13 protein-coding genes and 1 riboswitch are annotated in these 19085 nt (G+C 40.4%); of the genes, 8 read left to right on the top strand and 5 right to left on the bottom strand.

All coding sequences use genetic code 11. From position 1 onward, the window contains the following. Window positions 1-175: 175 nt before the first annotated feature. Together C9J12_RS08095 and C9J12_RS08090 are read left to right on the top strand one after the other, a co-directional pair. Entirely contained in the window at window positions 176-1417 is a 1242-nt protein-coding gene (locus tag C9J12_RS08095) for an efflux RND transporter periplasmic adaptor subunit (RefSeq protein ID WP_107242228.1), read from the top strand. Between the two features lie 2 nt (window positions 1418-1419). Beyond that, on the top strand, window positions 1420-4506 hold the full coding sequence (locus tag C9J12_RS08090; protein WP_107242227.1) for an efflux RND transporter permease subunit: 3087 nt from the start codon (window positions 1420-1422) through the stop codon (window positions 4504-4506). Between the two features lie 96 nt (window positions 4507-4602). Here C9J12_RS08090 and C9J12_RS08085 read toward each other — a convergent pair whose 3' ends face one another. Further along, on the bottom strand, window positions 4603-5745 hold the full coding sequence (locus C9J12_RS08085) for a DnaJ domain-containing protein (protein WP_107242226.1): 1143 nt from the start codon (window positions 5743-5745) through the stop codon (window positions 4603-4605). Window positions 5746-6113: 368 nt separating this feature from the next. Further along, entirely contained in the window at window positions 6114-6815 is a 702-nt protein-coding gene (locus tag C9J12_RS08080; RefSeq protein WP_011218821.1) for a helix-turn-helix domain-containing protein, read from the bottom strand. Between the two features lie 811 nt (window positions 6816-7626). Continuing rightward, a riboswitch (glycine riboswitch) is annotated at window positions 7627-7742 on the top strand. 82 nt (window positions 7743-7824) lie between these two features. On the opposite strand from C9J12_RS08080, the gene C9J12_RS08075 reads away from it, so the two are divergent. Beyond that, the gene (locus C9J12_RS08075; protein ID WP_107242225.1) at window positions 7825-9216 is read left to right on the top strand and encodes an alanine/glycine:cation symporter family protein; all 1392 of its coding nucleotides are present in this window, start codon (window positions 7825-7827) and stop codon (window positions 9214-9216) included. Window positions 9217-9315: 99 nt separating this feature from the next. Here C9J12_RS08075 and C9J12_RS08070 read toward each other — a convergent pair whose 3' ends face one another. Together C9J12_RS08070 and C9J12_RS08065 are read right to left on the bottom strand one after the other, a co-directional pair. Further along, the gene (locus C9J12_RS08070; protein ID WP_107242224.1) at window positions 9316-9726 is read right to left on the bottom strand and encodes an ester cyclase; all 411 of its coding nucleotides are present in this window, start codon (window positions 9724-9726) and stop codon (window positions 9316-9318) included. A 311-nt stretch (window positions 9727-10037) separates the two neighbouring features. Next, window positions 10038-10691, bottom strand: coding sequence for an HAD family hydrolase (locus tag C9J12_RS08065; RefSeq protein ID WP_107242223.1), 654 nt, complete (start codon window positions 10689-10691; stop codon window positions 10038-10040). 378 nt (window positions 10692-11069) lie between these two features. On the opposite strand from C9J12_RS08065, the gene C9J12_RS08060 reads away from it, so the two are divergent. Beyond that, complete coding sequence (locus C9J12_RS08060) at window positions 11070-11372, top strand: high-potential iron-sulfur protein (protein WP_107242222.1); 303 nt, start codon at window positions 11070-11072, stop codon at window positions 11370-11372. An 85-nt stretch (window positions 11373-11457) separates the two neighbouring features. Here C9J12_RS08060 and yegD read toward each other — a convergent pair whose 3' ends face one another. Next, window positions 11458-12810, bottom strand: a complete 1353-nt coding sequence (yegD, locus tag C9J12_RS08055; RefSeq protein ID WP_107242221.1) for a molecular chaperone — start codon at window positions 12808-12810, stop codon at window positions 11458-11460. 176 nt (window positions 12811-12986) lie between these two features. Here yegD and C9J12_RS08050 point away from each other — a divergent pair, with 176 nt between their 5' ends. The 4 genes from C9J12_RS08050 (at window position 12987) to C9J12_RS08035 (ending at window position 19065) form a co-directional block, all read left to right on the top strand. Further along, on the top strand, window positions 12987-13610 hold the full coding sequence (locus C9J12_RS08050) for a thiol:disulfide interchange protein DsbA/DsbL (protein ID WP_107242220.1): 624 nt from the start codon (window positions 12987-12989) through the stop codon (window positions 13608-13610). A 530-nt stretch (window positions 13611-14140) separates the two neighbouring features. Continuing rightward, the gene (locus C9J12_RS08045; protein ID WP_107242219.1) at window positions 14141-15217 is read left to right on the top strand and encodes a porin; all 1077 of its coding nucleotides are present in this window, start codon (window positions 14141-14143) and stop codon (window positions 15215-15217) included. Between the two features lie 289 nt (window positions 15218-15506). Next, window positions 15507-16529: a porin gene (locus C9J12_RS08040; RefSeq protein ID WP_107242218.1), complete on the top strand. Its 1023-nt coding sequence runs from the start codon at window positions 15507-15509 to the stop codon at window positions 16527-16529. 385 nt (window positions 16530-16914) lie between these two features. Further along, a complete protein-coding gene (locus tag C9J12_RS08035) occupies window positions 16915-19065 on the top strand; it encodes an adenosylcobalamin-dependent ribonucleoside-diphosphate reductase (RefSeq protein ID WP_107242217.1) in 2151 nt (716 codons plus the stop codon). The last annotated feature ends 20 nt before the right edge of the window (window positions 19066-19085 follow it).

Here is a 19085-nt window from a genome sequence, read left to right as displayed (position 1 = left end):
ATTATCACTTTTAGTACAATCAAACTGGACAGTCTAGTTCCGATCGTATATTTTTTACTCATGTGGACTGAGAAGTCTAGTTTGATTCAAATGCTCTGTGATCGAAACCTGAATCAAATATGTATATAGACTAGACCGTCTAGTTTTAGAGTAATCCCAATTAGGAAAAATTACCATGCCACGGATATCATCGCGATATACATTACACGTACTGATACTTGCTGCATTTCTGGGTGGATGTAACAGTTCGAACTCTGAGCCAGCAGCACAAGCAGAGCAACTACATATCGTCAGTGTCAATGCAATGACCTTAGTGCCATCAAATCATTATATGGTTACTCGTGAATACGTGGGCATTGTTCAGGCAGGTCAGCAATCCAATTTAGGTTTTGAACTCGGTGGGAAAATAGCGCAGATTTTTGTTGATGTCGGCGACAAAATTCAAGAAGGTGATCCACTCATAGTATTAGATACTCAGCTGTTAAAAACCTCTGCAGATCAGTTAACTGCACAGCAAGCGCAGATTACCGCCCAACTAGAATTAGTTAATGCAAACCTAAAACGCCAAAATACATTAAAGAAAAAAGGGTTCAGTGCTGAATCTGAAATCGATAACTTGAACAGCCAACGTAATGCTTTGCGGGCAAATTATCGTCAAGTGGGGGCTACCTTAGCGGCGAATCGATTACAACAAGAAAAATCAACGATTTACGCTCCTTATAGCGGCACCATTGGTGAACGTTACATCTCTAAAGGTGATGTTGTGAATACGGGTTCACCTACCCTAACGCTGCTTTCAAGTAATCGTAAAGAGGCACATGTTGGTATTCCCGCCAAGCAACTTGCACGTATTAACCAACTATCTCAACCCTCGTTTATAAATACTAAAAACCGCGATAATACAAAGACGAATAGTGATGGTAAGAAGCAATGGATTCTACGTATTGGTGATAAGAGTTACACAACAACACTATTAAACCCTGGTGCCAGTGTAAATCTGAATTCTCGCTCTATTACCCTGCGTTTCGAACTGCCTGACTCTGTTACTGCTATCGATGGTGAATTAGCATATTTACAGCTCGACGACAAACACGCTGATAATGGGTACTGGGTGCCGCTTTCAGCGATGACCGATGGGCTTAGGGGCGTATGGAATGTGTATGTTCTCAGTGAAAAGTCAGCAGATGAAAACAATGCATTAGAAAGTTCGAAAAAAACACTTCGCGTTGAGCGCCGTTCAGTACAAGTTTTATATGCAAATGGCAAACAAGCGTATATCAGCGGCGCGGTTAATGCTGGCGAAAAATTAGTGTCTAATGGACTACACCGTTTAGTGCCGGGGCAAACTGTCGTTATATCTGAAAAGAGCTGGCTGCCAAAAAAGCTGCCACTCCCACTGATTGATAGCGAGGTTTAAGAATGAAACATATTCTTGGTAATACTCGGCTGCTCATTCTCGCTGTTGCATTACTGATTGTGAGTGGTCTTTCAGCATTAAGTGCACTACCTCGTGCTGAAGATCCTATCATCAAAAATAGAATTGGCAGTGTTGTTACACATTATCCCGGCGCAACAGCTGAGCGTGTGGAAGCATTGGTGACAGAAAAAATTGAAACCAGCTTACGCCAACTTAATGAAATAAAAACATTATCATCAGTATCTCGCCCTGGTATCTCGGTGATTACAATCGAGCTGAAAGACGAGGTGATGGATTCTGACCCCGTTTGGTCGCGAGCGCGAGATCAGCTCTCTGACGTTGTACCTGTACTACCTCAAGGTACTTCAGCCCCTGATTTAGATACCGATCATGCTTATGCCTTCACCATTATTACTGCACTCACTTGGCAAGGTAATACTGAACCCGATCTTCTTACTTTACGACGTTATGGTATTGAATTAGGTAATCGCTTACGCACACTTAGCGGCACAGAGTTTGTCGATGAGTACGGTTTACCTGATGAAGAAGTTCTTGTGAGTATGGATCCTATTATCGCGAATGCATTAGGTCGTTCAGCAATATCAATTGCTGAAGCAATCAGCGGGGCTGACGCAAAAAACTCAGCAGGAGAATTGGTAAATGGCAGTAACAGATTCGCACTAGAAGTCTCTGATTCTCTCGATTCCTTAGATCGTATTCGCCGTGTACCTGTCGCAATCGATGATAGTGGGCATGTTATTCGCTTAGAAGATATTGCTGATGTAGAACGCCGCCAAGCCTCTCCTCCTGCAGAGATGGCAATCGTACAAGGTCAGCCAGCCGTTATTATAGCAACACGTATGCAACCGCATTTACGTGTTGATCTCTGGTCTAACCGTGTGCATACCTTCTTAGATGCTTTCCAGCAAGAGCTACCAAGTAACGTTAAAATCAACATCCTGTTTGAACAACAAAGTTACACAGAAACCCGCTTATCAGATCTGTCTCGAAGTCTATTAATGGGTTTCACGATCATCTTAATTGTTTTGCTGCTAACGTTAGGTGTTCGTTCAGCCATTATTGTGGCTCTTTCATTACCACTAACGAGCTTACTCACCTTAGCAATGATGAAGTTTACAGGGCTGCCCATCAATCAAATGTCGGTAACAGGCTTGATTGTTGCCCTTGGTATTATGGTCGATAATGCAATTGTGATGGTCGACACCATTCAGCATTACCGTCAACAAGGCATCGATAAAATCAATGCAGCGATGAATGCACTGAACCATTTATGGGTACCACTGCTAGGCTCAACCTTAACCACTGTTTTAGCTTTCACCCCTATTATTTTAATGCCAGGACCAGCAGGCGAGTTTGTTGGCGCCATTGCGATTACCGTATCGTTCTCGTTAGTGGGTTCTTATCTTGTCTCTCACACCATTGTGGCAGGATTTGCATCACGTTGGTTACCATCTGGAGTAAATAGCCATCGTTGGTATCACAGCGGTGTTACTCTACCTAGGTTAAGTAAAAAATTTGAAAAAAGTGTCCGTATTGCAATTAAACACCCGCTAATCACTGCATTGTTAGTGTGTGTTTTACCGCTTACTGGCTTTTGGAGTGCCTCACAATTAACGGAGCAATTCTTTCCACCATCAGACCGTGATATGTTTGAAATTAAGTTGTATCTTCCCCCGCAAGCCAGCATTTTTGCCACAGCAGAAGCAACAAAATCGGTTGATCATATTCTGGCCGAATATGACGACATCGAAAATGTTAATTGGCTTGTTGGCGGCAACTTTCCTTCGTTCTATTACAACATGGCTGCACGTGAAAAAGGCGCGCCCTATTTTGCACAAGCGATGGTAAAGGCGAAAGATTTTTCAGCCGCCAATGCCATGATTCCTGACTTACAAGCCAAATTAGATATAGAACTACCTCAAGCACAAATCTTAGTCAGAAAACTAGAGCAAGGCCCTCCGTTTAATGCGCCACTTGAGGTGCGCTTATACGGTGCTAATCTCGACACATTAAAATCAATCGGTGAAGATATTCGCTTGATTATGACAGAAACGCCCTATGTCACTCACACCCGTGAAACCCTGCAGCCCGGTACACCCAAAGTTTGGGTAAACGTTAATGAAGAAGCGAGCCAATTAAGTGGCTTAACATTGAGTAAATTCGCTAATTTACTGCAAGCCTCTTTAACAGGTAAAGTCAGTGGAAATATTATTGAAGCATCTGAATCAATTCCGATAAGAGTGCGCGTTAAAGATGAAAACCGTGAAAATATGTCTCACCTCAGTAATCTTCGTTTACCCGTTATCTCTGAAGATGTGTTTACTGGATTGCCCGTTTCCGCCCTTGCAGAGCTTTCCTTAACGCCAAGTAGAGGCGCAATACCACGCCGTAACGGCCAACGTGTGAATGTTATTGAAGGTTACCTTCGTGCAGGAGTACTACCGCAAACAGCACTTGATCATTTTCAAGCCAATATCACCGAATATCAAAAGACAGTTCCAGCAGGTTATCGGATCGAATTGGGTGGTGAATCAGCCGAGCGAAATGAGTCGGTTAGTAACTTGCTTGCTAACTTATCAATGGTCATAACACTACTTGTTATGGTAGTGGTCATTTCGTTTAACTCATTCCGCTTAAGTCTTATTATCTTTACTGTTGGGTTACTTGCCGCTGGGCTAGGCCTGTTATCTGTCTGGACATTCAGCTATCCCTTTGGGTTTACCGTTATTATTGGTTTACTTGGTTTAGTCGGCCTTGCCATTAATGCCGCTATCGTCATCTTGGCTGAACTAAAAGCCGATGCAGATGCGATAAACGGTGATAGCGACGCAATTCTTGCAGCTGTAATGAGTTGTACGCGTCATATAACCTCTACAACGATCACAACGATTGGTGGGTTCATGCCATTAATCTTAGCGGGAGGTGGCTTCTGGCCGCCGTTTGCGGTCGCTATTGCTGGCGGTACACTGTTAACAACGATGATCTCGTTTTACTTTGTACCCGCCGTGTTTAGATTGGCGGTATATAAAAAGCCACTGTATAAAAACCAATCTGTCGCTGTCAGTTAGACATAAATAACGTTAGCTGCAATCACAATCAGGAGAATAAGAGGTTATGCTTTTGCTTTATACCCAAGCTACCTCTTATTCTTCCTTTAATGATCATCAGATGGAAGAAACACATGCATTATTTAATCTACCGAACGCTTCAGAAAAACCAGTATTCGAAAAGTATTCTTCATTGAGGAGCAAACTTTTACTATCAGACCAATTCACCGCAGAAGACCCTTTGCCATAAGGAATGTCATAGACAATAAAGTGGCGCTCTTGTCGATCAAAAATCATGTTTGCAGACAAACGTCGCGATCTAACCGTCTCATTCAAATAATATTCAAAGCCTGAGTCACAACTTTTCACAATATAAGAACCTTTATCACTGCGCACAGCAATATAAGGTTTCTGACTATTCTCGTAAAACTTTAGCTGCCACTGACCAATAACCTTGTCTATTTGAATACGTGCGATAGGCGCTGGATCTATAGCCAAAACAACCGTTGTATCGACTTGATTAGCAATAGGGTTATTGACTACATCTAACGGATTCACATCCACGATGGTAGCAATAGCATTAGGTTCTATATCTTGATGATTAAACCATGCGAATACTGCCTGCCAAGGGGCTTTACCTGCACTTAGCAGCAACACAGCAAGCATAACTGGTACCAATAGTACTAACCCCACTCGCTTAGCGTTGAAGTAGCCTAATGACTTAATTTGAGAGGCAACTTTTTGTGTCAGTACCGTGGGATCAACCTTGTTATTTCCGGTGGTAGACACGGCATGAGATTGATTATTCACTGCTAACTCTCGCCTTGCTTCCGCTAATAATTGGGTTAACCTAATGTTCTCTTCTTGAAGTTTACCTACATCATTACTGGCAGTATTTTTCATATTATGAATGTGCATAGAGCTATCAGCAAAAGCTTGCTTAGCTTCCTTTTGAGCGCTAGCTAATTTCTTAACGAGCGTATCTCTTTCCTCTTTCAGATGCCGGTAATCATTTTGAAGGCGGTGAATCTGGCTCAAGTACTTCTCAACAGATTTCGTTTGAACATAATCAGTATTAAACGCTTCTTGTTGTCCCTTTCCTTCACTAACATATTTATAGGCTTCAGAAATAAGCTGCATCAATGCTTTAGAGCCACCTTTATCTGGGTGAGAGCGATTAGATAGGTGTTTATAGCGACGTTTTATATCACTTTGAGGGCTATCTTGATTTGTACCTAAAATATCATGAAATGAAGTCATTAACGGATGCTATTCCTGAATGCAATGAGAAACCCAATCACAGTTATTATCTATATAAAGCTAACTGTATTTGTAGTGATGAAAATAAATGCCATTATTTACGCTATGTGCAGATTATAATATGCATTATATTTTATATGAAATACTATTAAAAACAATCCCAATTGACTAAAAAACAACCAGAAAGATTTCTATCCCTACATTGGGGTTATATATCGGCTAAGGAAAAGCAAACTTTATAACATTGAGCTGATTCTTAATAAAAAATGACGTAAGAGGCATGATATTGAAAGATAATTCTACTTTATATGAAGATTAAATATCTATTGAATAATGATAATGAATGAAACGGTATCATTGCAATACCGTTAATTCACATCATGTTTTTTTAATCTAAATTCGCCCGGAGAACAACCAATGTGTTTTTTAAATACACGAGAGAAATAGGAAACATCTTTAAAACCCGCAGACGTTGCGACCGAAGATATTTTCTCTCGATCAGAGATTAACAAACCACAAGCTAAATCCAATCGTTTTTTAATGATGTACTGTTTAAGGGTTACACCCATGACATTATGAAATAAACGTGAAAAATAGGTTGGTGAATATTGACAGGCATTAGCAAGATCTTCTTCACGCAAAGGCGCACTTATATTTTGATCGATGATGATCAAAGCAGGTTTAATGGATAATTCACGCTGTTCATATGCACCACTTTCAACATTGACAGTATGGGTATGAAGACGGGTAAAACACTCATCTAATTGTTGCCGATTTGAATTTACGCTGATGACATCATCACCACCAGCACGTAACACATTCAGTGCTAAATCTGCATCAAGTTCATGATATACAATAACGACTTTCGTTGCTGCATGGCGTTGTTTAACAGCTCTTAGTAATTCAAACCCTTCTGAACTAGAGTTTTTTACTTCAAGGAAGATCAACTCATGCCCTGTCATTGTCGACAGAAGTTCAAAAGGAGAGACATCAACAACGTTATGAAAATGCTTTAGATTTTCTTTCGCTTCAATGTGTTTATTATGATGATTGCAGCTAACCCAAATCACATTTCCACCTTATTGCTAGGGTTATAACGTCATGTATTTCAGCTCAAACTTAGAGCATAAACATGCCAAATTATACATAACGACTCATATATAAATGACTTATGAATACGCTTTGTACCGACGTTCCCTGTCAATGATGTATAAATATTTATACAAATCTATCGCTATATTTTTTCTTATTTATAAATAATTAACGCTTAAATAATCAAATAAATCCAGTTTTATAACCTTGTCTCATTTCTAAAAAGTAATTATTTAAATTTCTGCTATTGATTAAATAATCAACTAATTTCAACATTAAATTAGTTAAAACACGTGCCTTTTATATTCAAAAATAGAATATCAATGCTCACTATTATTCCTAAAGCATCTATTTGTTTTTTTTCGCGTATACAAGGAAATTAAATTTATAACGACAAAATAATGATATTGGCTACTTTCATAAGATAGTAAACTTCATGCTTATGACAAATATACCCAAGTCACCTCAAGATGCAGGATTTAGAGCATCTTGAGGTGACTTGGGTATATGTGTATTAATCTTACATCACATTTTTTTGATTATTTACGCCATTTTTTTGCAGACAATCACATTTTTATCAATTAATATTGCGGCTGAAAAATTGAGTTCCGATGAAGATAGCAGGAGAGTGGCATATTATTCGCTAGCAGAATCATTCTGATACGAGTATAAGCCCGCCGAAGAAGTAAGCGTTCTTAAACCGTTTGTTACTGTTCAAACACAAGACGTTAATCTTTCAGGCACTGGATTACATACCTTTTAACAAGGTATCCGGTATGGACTGTTATTGGAGGAGCCTCTGGAGAGACCCGTTAAATCGGGCGCCGAAGGAGCAAGCTTTCCTTTTTGCTGTTTTAACATGCATGGAAAGTGAAACTCTCAGGCAAAAGGACAGAGGAGATAAGATCAACAGCCCAGAAACTATTTCTGTACACACTTGTTTCTGTTGTTCTATGTCTCTTCCTTTGAAGTTTAAAAGGAGGAATAATGAATCCGCTACATGATACGCTACAAAATACACTTCAAGTTATTGATAACCTTGTTTGGGGACCGCCACTACTAATCTTATTAGTCGGTACTGGTCTTTACCTAACAATACGTCTTGGTTTTATCCAAATTCGTTACTTACCTCTTGCGCTAAGCTATGTATTTTCAAGTAAACATCGTACGAAAGGTGATGGTGATGTATCGAGCTTTGCTGCACTCTGCACTGCCCTTTCTGCCACTATTGGTACTGGTAATATAGTTGGCGTAGCGACAGCAATCAAAATGGGAGGGCCCGGCGCACTATTCTGGATGTGGCTAGCAGCCCTATTTGGTATGGCGACCAAATATGCAGAATGCCTGTTGGCTGTGAAATATCGCGAGCAAGATGCTAACGGTCAAATGATCGGTGGCCCAATGTATTACCTAGAAAAAGGCGTCGGCAGTAAAACACTGGCTAAACTTTTTGCCTTTTTCGCCCTCGGTGTTGCGTGTTTTGGTATTGGTACATTCCCACAAGCTAATGCGATTGTTGATGCTGCTTATCTTTCTTTTGAAGTACCCAAAGAATACACCATTGTGATTTTAACGTTGCTAGTAGCAACGGTAACGCTTGGTGGAATAAAATCGATTGCGAGTGTAGCCAGTAAGATTGTACCTGTAATGGCTGGCTTCTATATTTTGGCTTGCCTACTGGTATTAACGACTCAAATGCACGCTCTACCTGAAGCCGTCGCTTTAGTGATTAGCTCGGCATTTACTGGTCATGCTGCAGCAGGTGGTTTTACCGGTGCAGGTATCATGCTTGCGATACAATCTGGTATTGCTCGCGGTGTATTTTCAAATGAATCGGGTCTTGGTAGTGCACCTATTGCAGCCGCGGCTGCGAAAACAGATTCATGTGTTCGTCAGGGGTTAACATCAATGACGGGCACATTTTTTGATACCATCATCATATGTACCATGACAGGGCTTACACTTATTGTTACGGGTGCATGGCAGAGTGAGTATGCTGGTGCAGCAATGACAACCTATGCGTTTGCTGCTGGTTTAGATTCAGCGTATTGGGGACCATTGATGGTATCGATAGGGCTGATGTTCTTCGCGTTTACCACCATCATTGGTTGGAACTATTATGGCGAACGCTGCATTACTTACCTTTTTGGTGTTAAAGCAATTCTACCTTATAAAATTGTCTTTTTAGTATTAGTGGCAAGTGGCGCGTTCTTAAAGCTGGATATGATTTGGCTAATTGCAGATATTGTAAATGGCTTAATGGCTGTACCTAACTTGATTGGTTTAGTCTTGTTACGTGGTGTTGTTATTTCAGAAAGTAATATTTACTTTGAGCAGCTAAAAGTACTAACAGCCAAAAAAACACAACACGCTTTATAACATTACACATTATCATGAAGGTAAGCCGAGAGATTTTCTGGTACTCACCTGCTCTGAAGTTCTTGTGCTTCACCTTCATGTTAATCACTAATAGCTAATTTATTCCAAATAGCGCGTCAGCTGTTGGTATAAATCAAAGCTACTGTCTTCTAACCAGCAATCTGTCATTAGCCCATCTTTCATTTGAAATAGCACCATTCCTGTCATTTTCACACTCTGGTTCTTTCCCGGTATTTTAATCCAACCACCATGATATGTGGCTTCACACTGGTACAGTGCCACCGTTTTATGTTCTTCCGTAATAACTTGAGAAATAGTGAAACGAACATTATTGAAACGTTGCTGCCAAATATTGACAAAGGAAAGATAATCTTCATGTGTCAGTGAAAAGCTTCGTCCTCCTGAAGTATGAAAATTAAAAGGATTAGTCGCACATTCAGCCAGTAACTGAGCGTTTCCCTTCCCCCATACTTCATGAAACCAAGCTTTTATCCATTCTTCTTTATTCATCTACAGCCTCCAATGCAAAAATCTCGAAGTGCCCTCCCCTCACGAAAAAATAAGCGAGGTTTATTGCATTTTTATATGTTAATAATTTGCTTGACTGACACAACTACAAGATTAGACTCAAAATCACAAAAATGCTGCAAGGTTGCTCATAAGTTTCATCAAAGGTTAATACGGAATAGAAAACTAAATGCAGGAGGGTTAGAGGCGAGCTACCATCATCACTTATACGTATACATCAATGATGATGGTCAATTATTACACTTACTTAGATATAATAAGCATCGTTCCGAATATCGCTCGGTAATAACGTTTTACAGCGATAATTGTGAAAAAACGGATTGGTAATGCGTAAAGTTAGGTATCTGAGTATGGTGTTTAACACCTGTACCCACTGCTACAAAATCATAACCGAGCTCTTGGGTGGCATTTTTATTCCATTCACCATCGCCAAAAAATACACGGCGATCAAATGTTTCACCTGTATCTTGTTTTGCCCTGAATGCTGCAAGTGCCATGATTTCAGTACGGCTCATAGCATCAGATGAGGATGTAAATGTTATATTTGATGTATCAATACCAACAGCTTGTAATTTCAATTTAGCAGCAGATTCCCACGCCCCCGTAGCAATCGCAATATGCGTATCTTCACGATCTTGCATTTGATCAATAAACTTCTTTGCACCTTTAATTTCATGCATTTCTGACGGATTGTTATTTAAGTATTCACGTATACATTCTAAATAGCGCGCTTCAACTTTACGATGAATAATCGAACGACTTTCACTGATATTATTCTTTAATAATATTTCATCTATAATGCCAGAATCCGTGACTTTCTGATATTGACTCCAATTACCATCAGTAGAGATACCCAGAACATCTTCAATTGCCAACGTTAAACAATGTTGATCAATTTCATCAGAATCAACCAAAGTGCCATCTATATCTAAAAGAAATAAGTTCATTTTCTCTACCTTTATTGTTTTGTCTGGTGGTATCGCGCACACAGCATGCGCTTGTAAACAAGATGTTGCAAGTTAAGAATTGATACAATCTATGTATTCTTATAAAATGATCAATCCCTGTTTAGTCAAATGCTTACTGTTAACAAAGAGCGTTCTTCTGGTCTAATAAAATGAAATCCATTACACAAACTACGTGATCATGTGGACAATTAAGAAAGATAACTTTGCTAGATCGCATAATTCATTCCAAACTTATGAACTGATATCCTTACTAGTTCGTATAATGTTTGAATCACAGAGCATTAAAGTAACGTTATAAAAAATAGAAAATCACAATAAATATTATTAAATAAGTAATGTCGTTAAAAAGGATAATCCATGAAAAATCACCCTACACGTAGACGTTTTCTAAAACTTGGACTTGGTGGCGTAATCGGTGTCACTCTTGGTGGTACGGATTTAATCAAACCAGTACATGCAGCAGATATTCCTCACCTCGCTGAAGATGATCCACAAGCCGCTGCATTAAAATATGTTCATAAATCACCTGACGACAGCAAGCATTGTTCTGGCTGCTTACTGATTCAAGGTACTGACGGCGATGAATGGCGCCCTTGTAGTGTATTCCCTGGCAAGCTTGTTTCAGCAACAGGCTGGTGTTCTGCGTTTGCGCCTAAATAGTTAATCACCCAAATAAGAAAGCCGATAGCCTATTTCTAATAAAAGGCTATCGCTTCATTCAGCATTCACACTATATAAATCACTTCTAGCGGAAACAATGTTCTGCCCAGCGTGCTAAACCTGCTGTTACAGAACCAAAATAGCTGCCACTAACAACGGGGACATTGGGTAATTGTTGCTCAATACAAGCACGTAATATAGGTGAACGCGCTGTACCGCCAGTCATATAGATTAGATCTGGCTTTTTACCCGATTGGTTTACGGCTTCAGTCACCAATTCACTCATCTTGGCTTTTGGCGTTTCAATTGCATCAGCCATCTGACTTTGAGAAATAGAGACTTCTAGCAACTCAGACAAAATATGCATTTGTACCTGACTGCTTTTTGCTTCAGATAAGGCAATCTTACTTTCTTCTGCTTTTCTGACGATATGGTAGCCTAGCGTATCGTGATATGCATGAATCAGGCGTTTCAGCTTTTCAGGTTCTGATGCATCACGTCGAAGTTGATCTAACGTACGTATATTTGCAGAGCTATAAAAATCTGTTTGGGCGATAACGTTATTAATGGCAATAGGGTTCCAAAATTGGCTAATTGGCATATCGATACCACGCAGCGTTTTACTGCCTAATCCAAACAATGGCATTAATTGGTTAAAGGCTAAATGGATATCCAAATCGTTACCACCAACACGTTGACCACTATGGGCAAGTAAACTATCGGTACGATCAGCTTTTCCGCACCAATCAGGGCCCATTTCAATCAATGAACAGTCCGTTGTACCACCACCGATATCAACCACCAGCACAGTTTTATTTTCCGTTAGCGTACTTTCAAACTCTAAACCTGCGGCTACAGGTTCAAATTGAAATTCAATATTGTTGAATCCCGCCCGCTTTGCCGCTTGCGTTAAAATAGATTCAGCTTGCTCATTGGCTCGTTCGCCACCAGTACCCTGAAAATTAACAGGACGTCCAATAACGGTATCTGTAATTATTTGCTGAGTTGTCTCTTCGGCTTTGGTTTTAATGTTACTCATCATCGCGCAAACAAGATCTTCAAAAAAGCTTATCTGTACATCACGTAGCCCATTAGCACCAAGAAAAGATTTGGGAGATTTTACGTAATACACTTCTTCAGGATCTTCAAGATACAAATCCAATGCCGCCTGACCGAACTGTAAATCCCCTTTTTCAACACGAATATCTTCTTCGCGGTTCATTGCAATGGCGCGACGAAGTACTTGCTCACCGACAGTGTTAAGCGGAGATATACCCATGTGACGGTATAAGTGCTCACTAACGGCTTCACGAGTTGGTGCGCATAAAGTAGATGGTATGTACTGATTGCCATTTTCTAACGGCAACATACGTGGCTTCCCTTGCTCCATCATTGCAACTGAGCAATTTGCTGTCCCGTAATCAAATCCGATGTACATCCCGAGTATCCACTTAGAAAAAGGTCGGCGATTTTATACTGATTTACCTATAATACCAAGAGGCTTTGACTGAATATCTCTACGAGATAATGCTCAAATTTGATTTAAAATCAGTTATTTTTTGCATGAGCAGGCATAATCACCCCTTCATAAATAACCAGACAGACAGATTAACTATGAAACAGTATTTTAAACCCGCTTTAGCTTTACTATTTACCATGGTCGCCTTAGTGGGTTGCAACGACACTAACACCCCTAAAGAAGGTGAGAAGTACACGCAAATATCAACGCCGATCACCGATATGCCGATGGTTGTCGAAGTATTTTCTCTTTCATGCGGGCATTGCCGTAGCATGGAAACCATGTTGCCAGAGATAAAGAAAATGGCAGGCGTAAATATAGATAAAGTACATGTGACATTTAATGAAAGCGCACAGGTCGCAGCTTATATTTTTTATACCGCCTCTATTCAGACTGATGGTAAGCCTAGTGATAAGCTGATGGAACAATTATTCGCTTACACGCAAGACACACCAGAAGCGGCAACTGAAGCAGAAAAGAAAGTAATCTTAGAAGAAATCTTTACGTCAAATAATCTGCTTAGTCCTTATGGCTTAAGTGAAGAGCAACACAAACAAGTGTATAAAAAAATGACGGAAGCTGAGTCTATCGTTGCAAACTCACAATTAGCGTCTGTACCAGCGTTTATTGTGAATGGTAAATACATGGTACAAAGCGATGCACACCAAAGTTTGGATGATATGGCAAATACCATCAAGTACCTAACAACGCTGAACTAATACTGTTTCATCTAAGTTACAAGGTATTGATACGTCTAAGCCAGCATATTTATGCTGGCTTTTTTACACCTTATGAACAATACAGACAAAGAAAGCTTAAGATCCTTATTTCTCCCCTCGGGCACATGCTGCTTATCTAGCCCGCAAAATCCAAGATATGTAAACCCAACACACGAAAGCTTAACCTAAAAAACACACACCAAATACATGAGAGCCACATCACAATTAACTCGCCAGTGATTTAATCATCAATAAATTCAACTTAAGCCTTTATTTTAAAATGATTATTTTTATATTTTCATCTAAATGATTCTTTAAATTTAGAAGAATTAATAACTATAAAACAAAGTGCATATTGAGACTAACTTGTTGAATCTATTTTGATTAATTACGTCTAAATCTCATGAAACCTAAAATTTACATTTTCTTTACAAGATTTTACTTACGCGTGTTGATTTTTCAGCTTTAAATAGTTCTACGCATTTGGAGTAAATGCCGTAACAACATGAATATTTAAAGGAATTATAATAATGAATAAGAAAATTATCGCATTAGCGGTGGCAGCAGCAGTAATTTCAACATCAGCTTCAGCAGCAACAGTGTACCAAGATGGCGCATCTAAAGTGACCATCGGTGGTCGTTTAGCTGTCCGTGCTGAATATACAGAAAGCGTGAATGACCAAGACAGCACAACCAAGCTAGAAAACAACAGTTCGCGTATTAACTTTGGCTTTGAGCATGAAATGGTTCCAGGCTGGATAGCTGGAGCTAAAGCAGAATGGGGCTACGATGCACTCGCAAGTGGCAGCCAAGACTTCAGCAACCGTTTAGGCAATGTGTACTTCCTTAACGAGCAAGTGGGTACAATTACACTCGGTAAGCAATGGTCAACGTACTACGACATCACCGCTTGGACGGATGTGTTCTGGATCTATGGTGGTGAAGCGTCTGGTACCTACGATGGTCGTGCAGAAACAGACGGTCACGGTGATTCAGGTACAGGCCGTGCAAATGAGGCATTATCTTACCGTAAATCCATTAATGGCCTGAATATTGGTGTGCAATACCAATTTGAAGGCGATGATATTAAAACAGGGGCTAGCACAACTCACCGTGAATACGGCCTGCAAAGTGCCCTATCGTACGACTTTGATTTCGGTATTAGTCTGGGTGGTGCATACAGCCTTACAAAGTATGAAGGCCAAGCCGACGATACAACATGGACATTAGGTGCTTTATACCAATCAGATATGCTTTATGTTGCGGGCCAGTACGGTCAGTACGAAAACCACACTAGTGTAAATGGCAACCTGAAAAATGTTACTAATAAAGCGGGTGTAAGTGGCGTTGCTGAAAATGCAACTGGTTACGAATTCATTGCAGCTTATCTTGTTAGCGGTGGTGAGTACCAAGTATACGGTGGTTACAACGGTCTAGAAGATGATGACACTAAAGCAGAATACTCATATGGCCTAATTGGTGCAGCATGGACACCTGGTAGCATGATTTTCTCTGCTGAATATAAGTTAGGCGTAACAGATAAAGATAACTTCGGTAACGATTCAGGTGCTGATCAATTTGCAGTGCTAGCGCGTTACAACTTCTAAGCAATACCTAACCGAATCCACTTTTATTTTTTTTGCTTTATTTCGGCACTCTTTTGAGTGCCTTTTTTTATTGCTAACTTTTAACACTAGCCCATCAAACCATTACTTCAAGTTATATATGCACAAACCAATCATCACGCACGATAATGCTTATTTCTTAAATATTTACGTGAGTCTGGTTACCTTTTTATAAATATCCGGACTAGAGTTTATTTCACGAAGTTAGTAACTTTTTTTCCGTAAAAGCTTCGAGGAGTAACAAAATTATTCTAGTTAAGGGATGACAAAAATGAATATGAAATTCATTGCCATCGTAGTGGCAGCGGCAACCGTTTCAATTCCAGTTTCAGCAGCAACAGTATATCAAGATGACAACACAGTCTTTAACGTCGGAGGTCGAGCAGAAGTTCGCGCTAATATTTCAGATGCTAACAAAGAATTTAATAACGCAGGTATAGAAACCAACGACAGTACGTACAAAGATAAATCTCGCGTTCGTTTAACTGTCGATGGTAAACAAACATATAATTCAGACATTACTTTCGTCGGTAAATATGAATTTGAGCTGACAGAAAAAACTGATGGCGGCTCTGATGATGTAGCAATGAATACTCGTCACTTATATGCTGGTGCCGAAACCAGTTTTGGTGATGTTTTTTATGGTCACCAGGTAAATGCCGTTACCTATATTACTGACTGGACAGATGTCGCCGAAACATTCAGTGGTTACACCAACGAATATAACGTCGCGACAGCTGACCGAGCTAAAAATATGCTCCGTTACGCGACAACCACCAGCTATGGATTAACATTCCAAATTGATGGTAATTTTAATTCTGATAGCCAAAGTGATGGTTATGGTGCGATTGTTGCCTATGAACTACCTATCGGATTAGAACTCGGGGCTGGCTATGCCGCAAGTGATCAAACTTATGGTAATCAGTTTGATACTGACTCATCAGACACTTACCTACTAGCCGCTAAATATGCCAATGATGGGATCTGGCTGGCAGCCATGTATCAAGGTGGTGATATTTCGTTCGATGGCACCAGTGATTCTGATTTCAGTGCCGTAGACCTGTATGCGGGTTACTCATTTGGCGATAACACCATCAACATGACATATAACTACTACTCAGCTGATGACATTGGGGCGTTAGATATCGACTTCATCGGTATTGAATATGCTCGCTACATGGGCAGTGTTGCTCTCTTTGGTAGCTACAAATTCAATTTGCTTGATGAAGGTGAAGGTGGCGAAGGTGATAATGATGAAGATGAATTACAGCTTGGTTTGCGCTACGGCTTCTAAATCTGCTGCATTTAATCACCGTCGCATTTGATCACAGTCGCATTTGAAAGCACTCACACTGAGTGCTTTTTTGTTTCAAAAAACTATTCTAATCACACCTTTTCCTCTCGACATTCTGTATTATTTTCTCTGCCATTTATTTACAAGGCACAGTTATCAAACATTGAAAAAACAAGCCCGATCGTTTCATGTAACACTATACTTACAATCGCAGATATAGTGGCTGTCAAGACTAGAAGATCATCATATATTGTGTTTTCATCTGTCGCCTCAACATAAGAGGCAACCACGTATTGGCTCTTAAACACACATAATGCAGTCTGGATGACGCATTAAACTGTGTCTGTTGTGCTTGAATTACAACAAACATAAAGGTGCATTCATAATGGCGAAAACCTCAACAGCTTCTGAAGTATCTCAAGCAATCGATATTGCATACCAATCTACCTCGATGGAGATCTGGGACAGTAAATATCGTCTCAAGACTAAGCATGGAATCGCTATTGATGAGACTGTGGATGATACCTTCAAACGTGTTGCTCGCGCGTTAGCTGATTTAGAAAAAGATAAAGTCAAAGAACATTGGTACAACGAATTCTTATGGGCACTGCGTAACGGTGCCATCCCTGCTGGTCGTATCACCTCGAATGCTGGTGCTTTTGAACACAAACCTGCTACCTCAACCATTAACTGTACCGTATCAGGCACTATCGAAGATTCGATGGATGATATTTTAGGTAAAGTTCACGAAGCGGGTCTTACCTTAAAAGCAGGTTGCGGTATTGGGTATGATTTCTCGACACTTCGCCCACGTGGTGCTTTTGTATCTGGCGCGGGGGCTTATACGTCTGGCCCACTGTCTTTCATGGATATCTATGACAAGATGTGTTTCACCGTGTCTTCTGCGGGTGGTCGTCGTGGCGCACAAATGGGCACCATGGATATTCGTCATCCAGATATTATCGATTTCATTCGTGCTAAGCGTGAAGATGGTCGCCTACGCCAATTCAACTTGTCGCTATTAATTTCTGAAGAATTTATTCAAGCCGTTAAGAACGATAAAGACTGGAGCCTTGTCTTCCCTGTAACCGCAAAAGAAGCGAAACAGGATAACCTCGAACTACATACTGATTCTTCAGTCATGTGGACAGATTGGCCGCTGGCTGAAGGTTTCGTGGAAGACAAAGACGGTCGCGTCGCATGTAAAATTTACCGTACCTTACCTGCGCGTAAGTTATGGAACGTTATTATGACGTCAACCTATGACTATGCTGAACCGGGTTTCATTCTGATTGATAAAGTAAACCAGATGAACAACAACTGGTTCTGTGAAGAGATCCGTGCAACTAACCCTTGCGGTGAACAGCCTCTTCCACCTTATGGCGCGTGCCTTTTAGGCTCTATCAACCTCACAAAATTTGTGCGAGCCCCCTTCACGAATACCGCTGCATTTGATTGGGATGGTTTCCGTCGTGTTGTTGCTATTTTCACGCGTATGTTAGACAACGTAGTAGAAATCAATCAGCTTCCGCTTGAAAAGCAACGTCATGAAATTATGCATAAACGTCGTCACGGTATGGGTTTCTTAGGGCTGGGCTCTACAACAACCATGCTAACGCATAAGTACGGTAGCGCAGCATCAATTGCCTTTACAGAACAAGTAGCACAAGAACTTGCGATTACAGGCTGGAAAGAAGCCCTAAGCCTTGCCAAAGAAAAAGGCGCAGCGCCTGTCATGGAGCAAGAATTTACCATTACCGCCAAAATGATACGTCAACGCCCAGAAATGGCAGATGATGGCATCAAGCTAGGCGATAAAATAAAAGGTAAAGTACTGCACGCTAAATACAGCCGCTACATGCAACAGGTTGCCGAAATTGAACCAGAACTGATAGATGCCTTATCAACAGTCGGGGCGCGTTTTACCCACCATAGTTCCATTGCGCCAACGGGTACGATTTCATTATCATTAGCGAATAACGCAAGTAACGGTATTGAACCAAGCTTTGCACATCACTACACGCGTAACGTCATCGTTACTGGTAAGAAAACAAAAGAAAGTGTTAATGTATATAGCTTTGAATTACTGGCCTATCGCGAGCTAGTGAATAGCAAAGCAATGCCATACAGCACAGGTGAAGAAACTCAACTGCCAGAATATTTCATTACCGCAGATGATATTACACCAAGCCAGCATGTCGATGTTCAAGCAGCAGCTCAACGCTGGATTGATTCTTCAATTTCCAAAACCGCCAATATACCAACAGACTTCCCTTTCGAAGACTTTCAAGACATTTATATGAATGCCTACGATAAAGGTTTGAAGGGTTGCACTACTTTCCGCTTCAATCCTGAAATATTCCAAGGTGTACTCGTAAAAGAAAGCGACCTTGAAAATACAACGTACGTTTTCAACTTAGAAGACGGTTCAACAATTGAAGCTAAGGGCAACGAAGAGATTGAATATGACGGTGAAACACACACCGCAGCCAATCTTTACGATGCGCTTAAAGAAGGTTACTACGGTAAGTATTAAGTTAGAAAGGTTAACTATCC

Source organism: Photobacterium frigidiphilum (assembly GCF_003025615.1).
Taxonomy (GTDB): domain Bacteria; phylum Pseudomonadota; class Gammaproteobacteria; order Enterobacterales; family Vibrionaceae; genus Photobacterium; species Photobacterium frigidiphilum.
The sequence above is the reverse complement of the archived record's forward strand: the minus strand, read 5'-3'. Positions and strand labels throughout refer to the sequence as shown.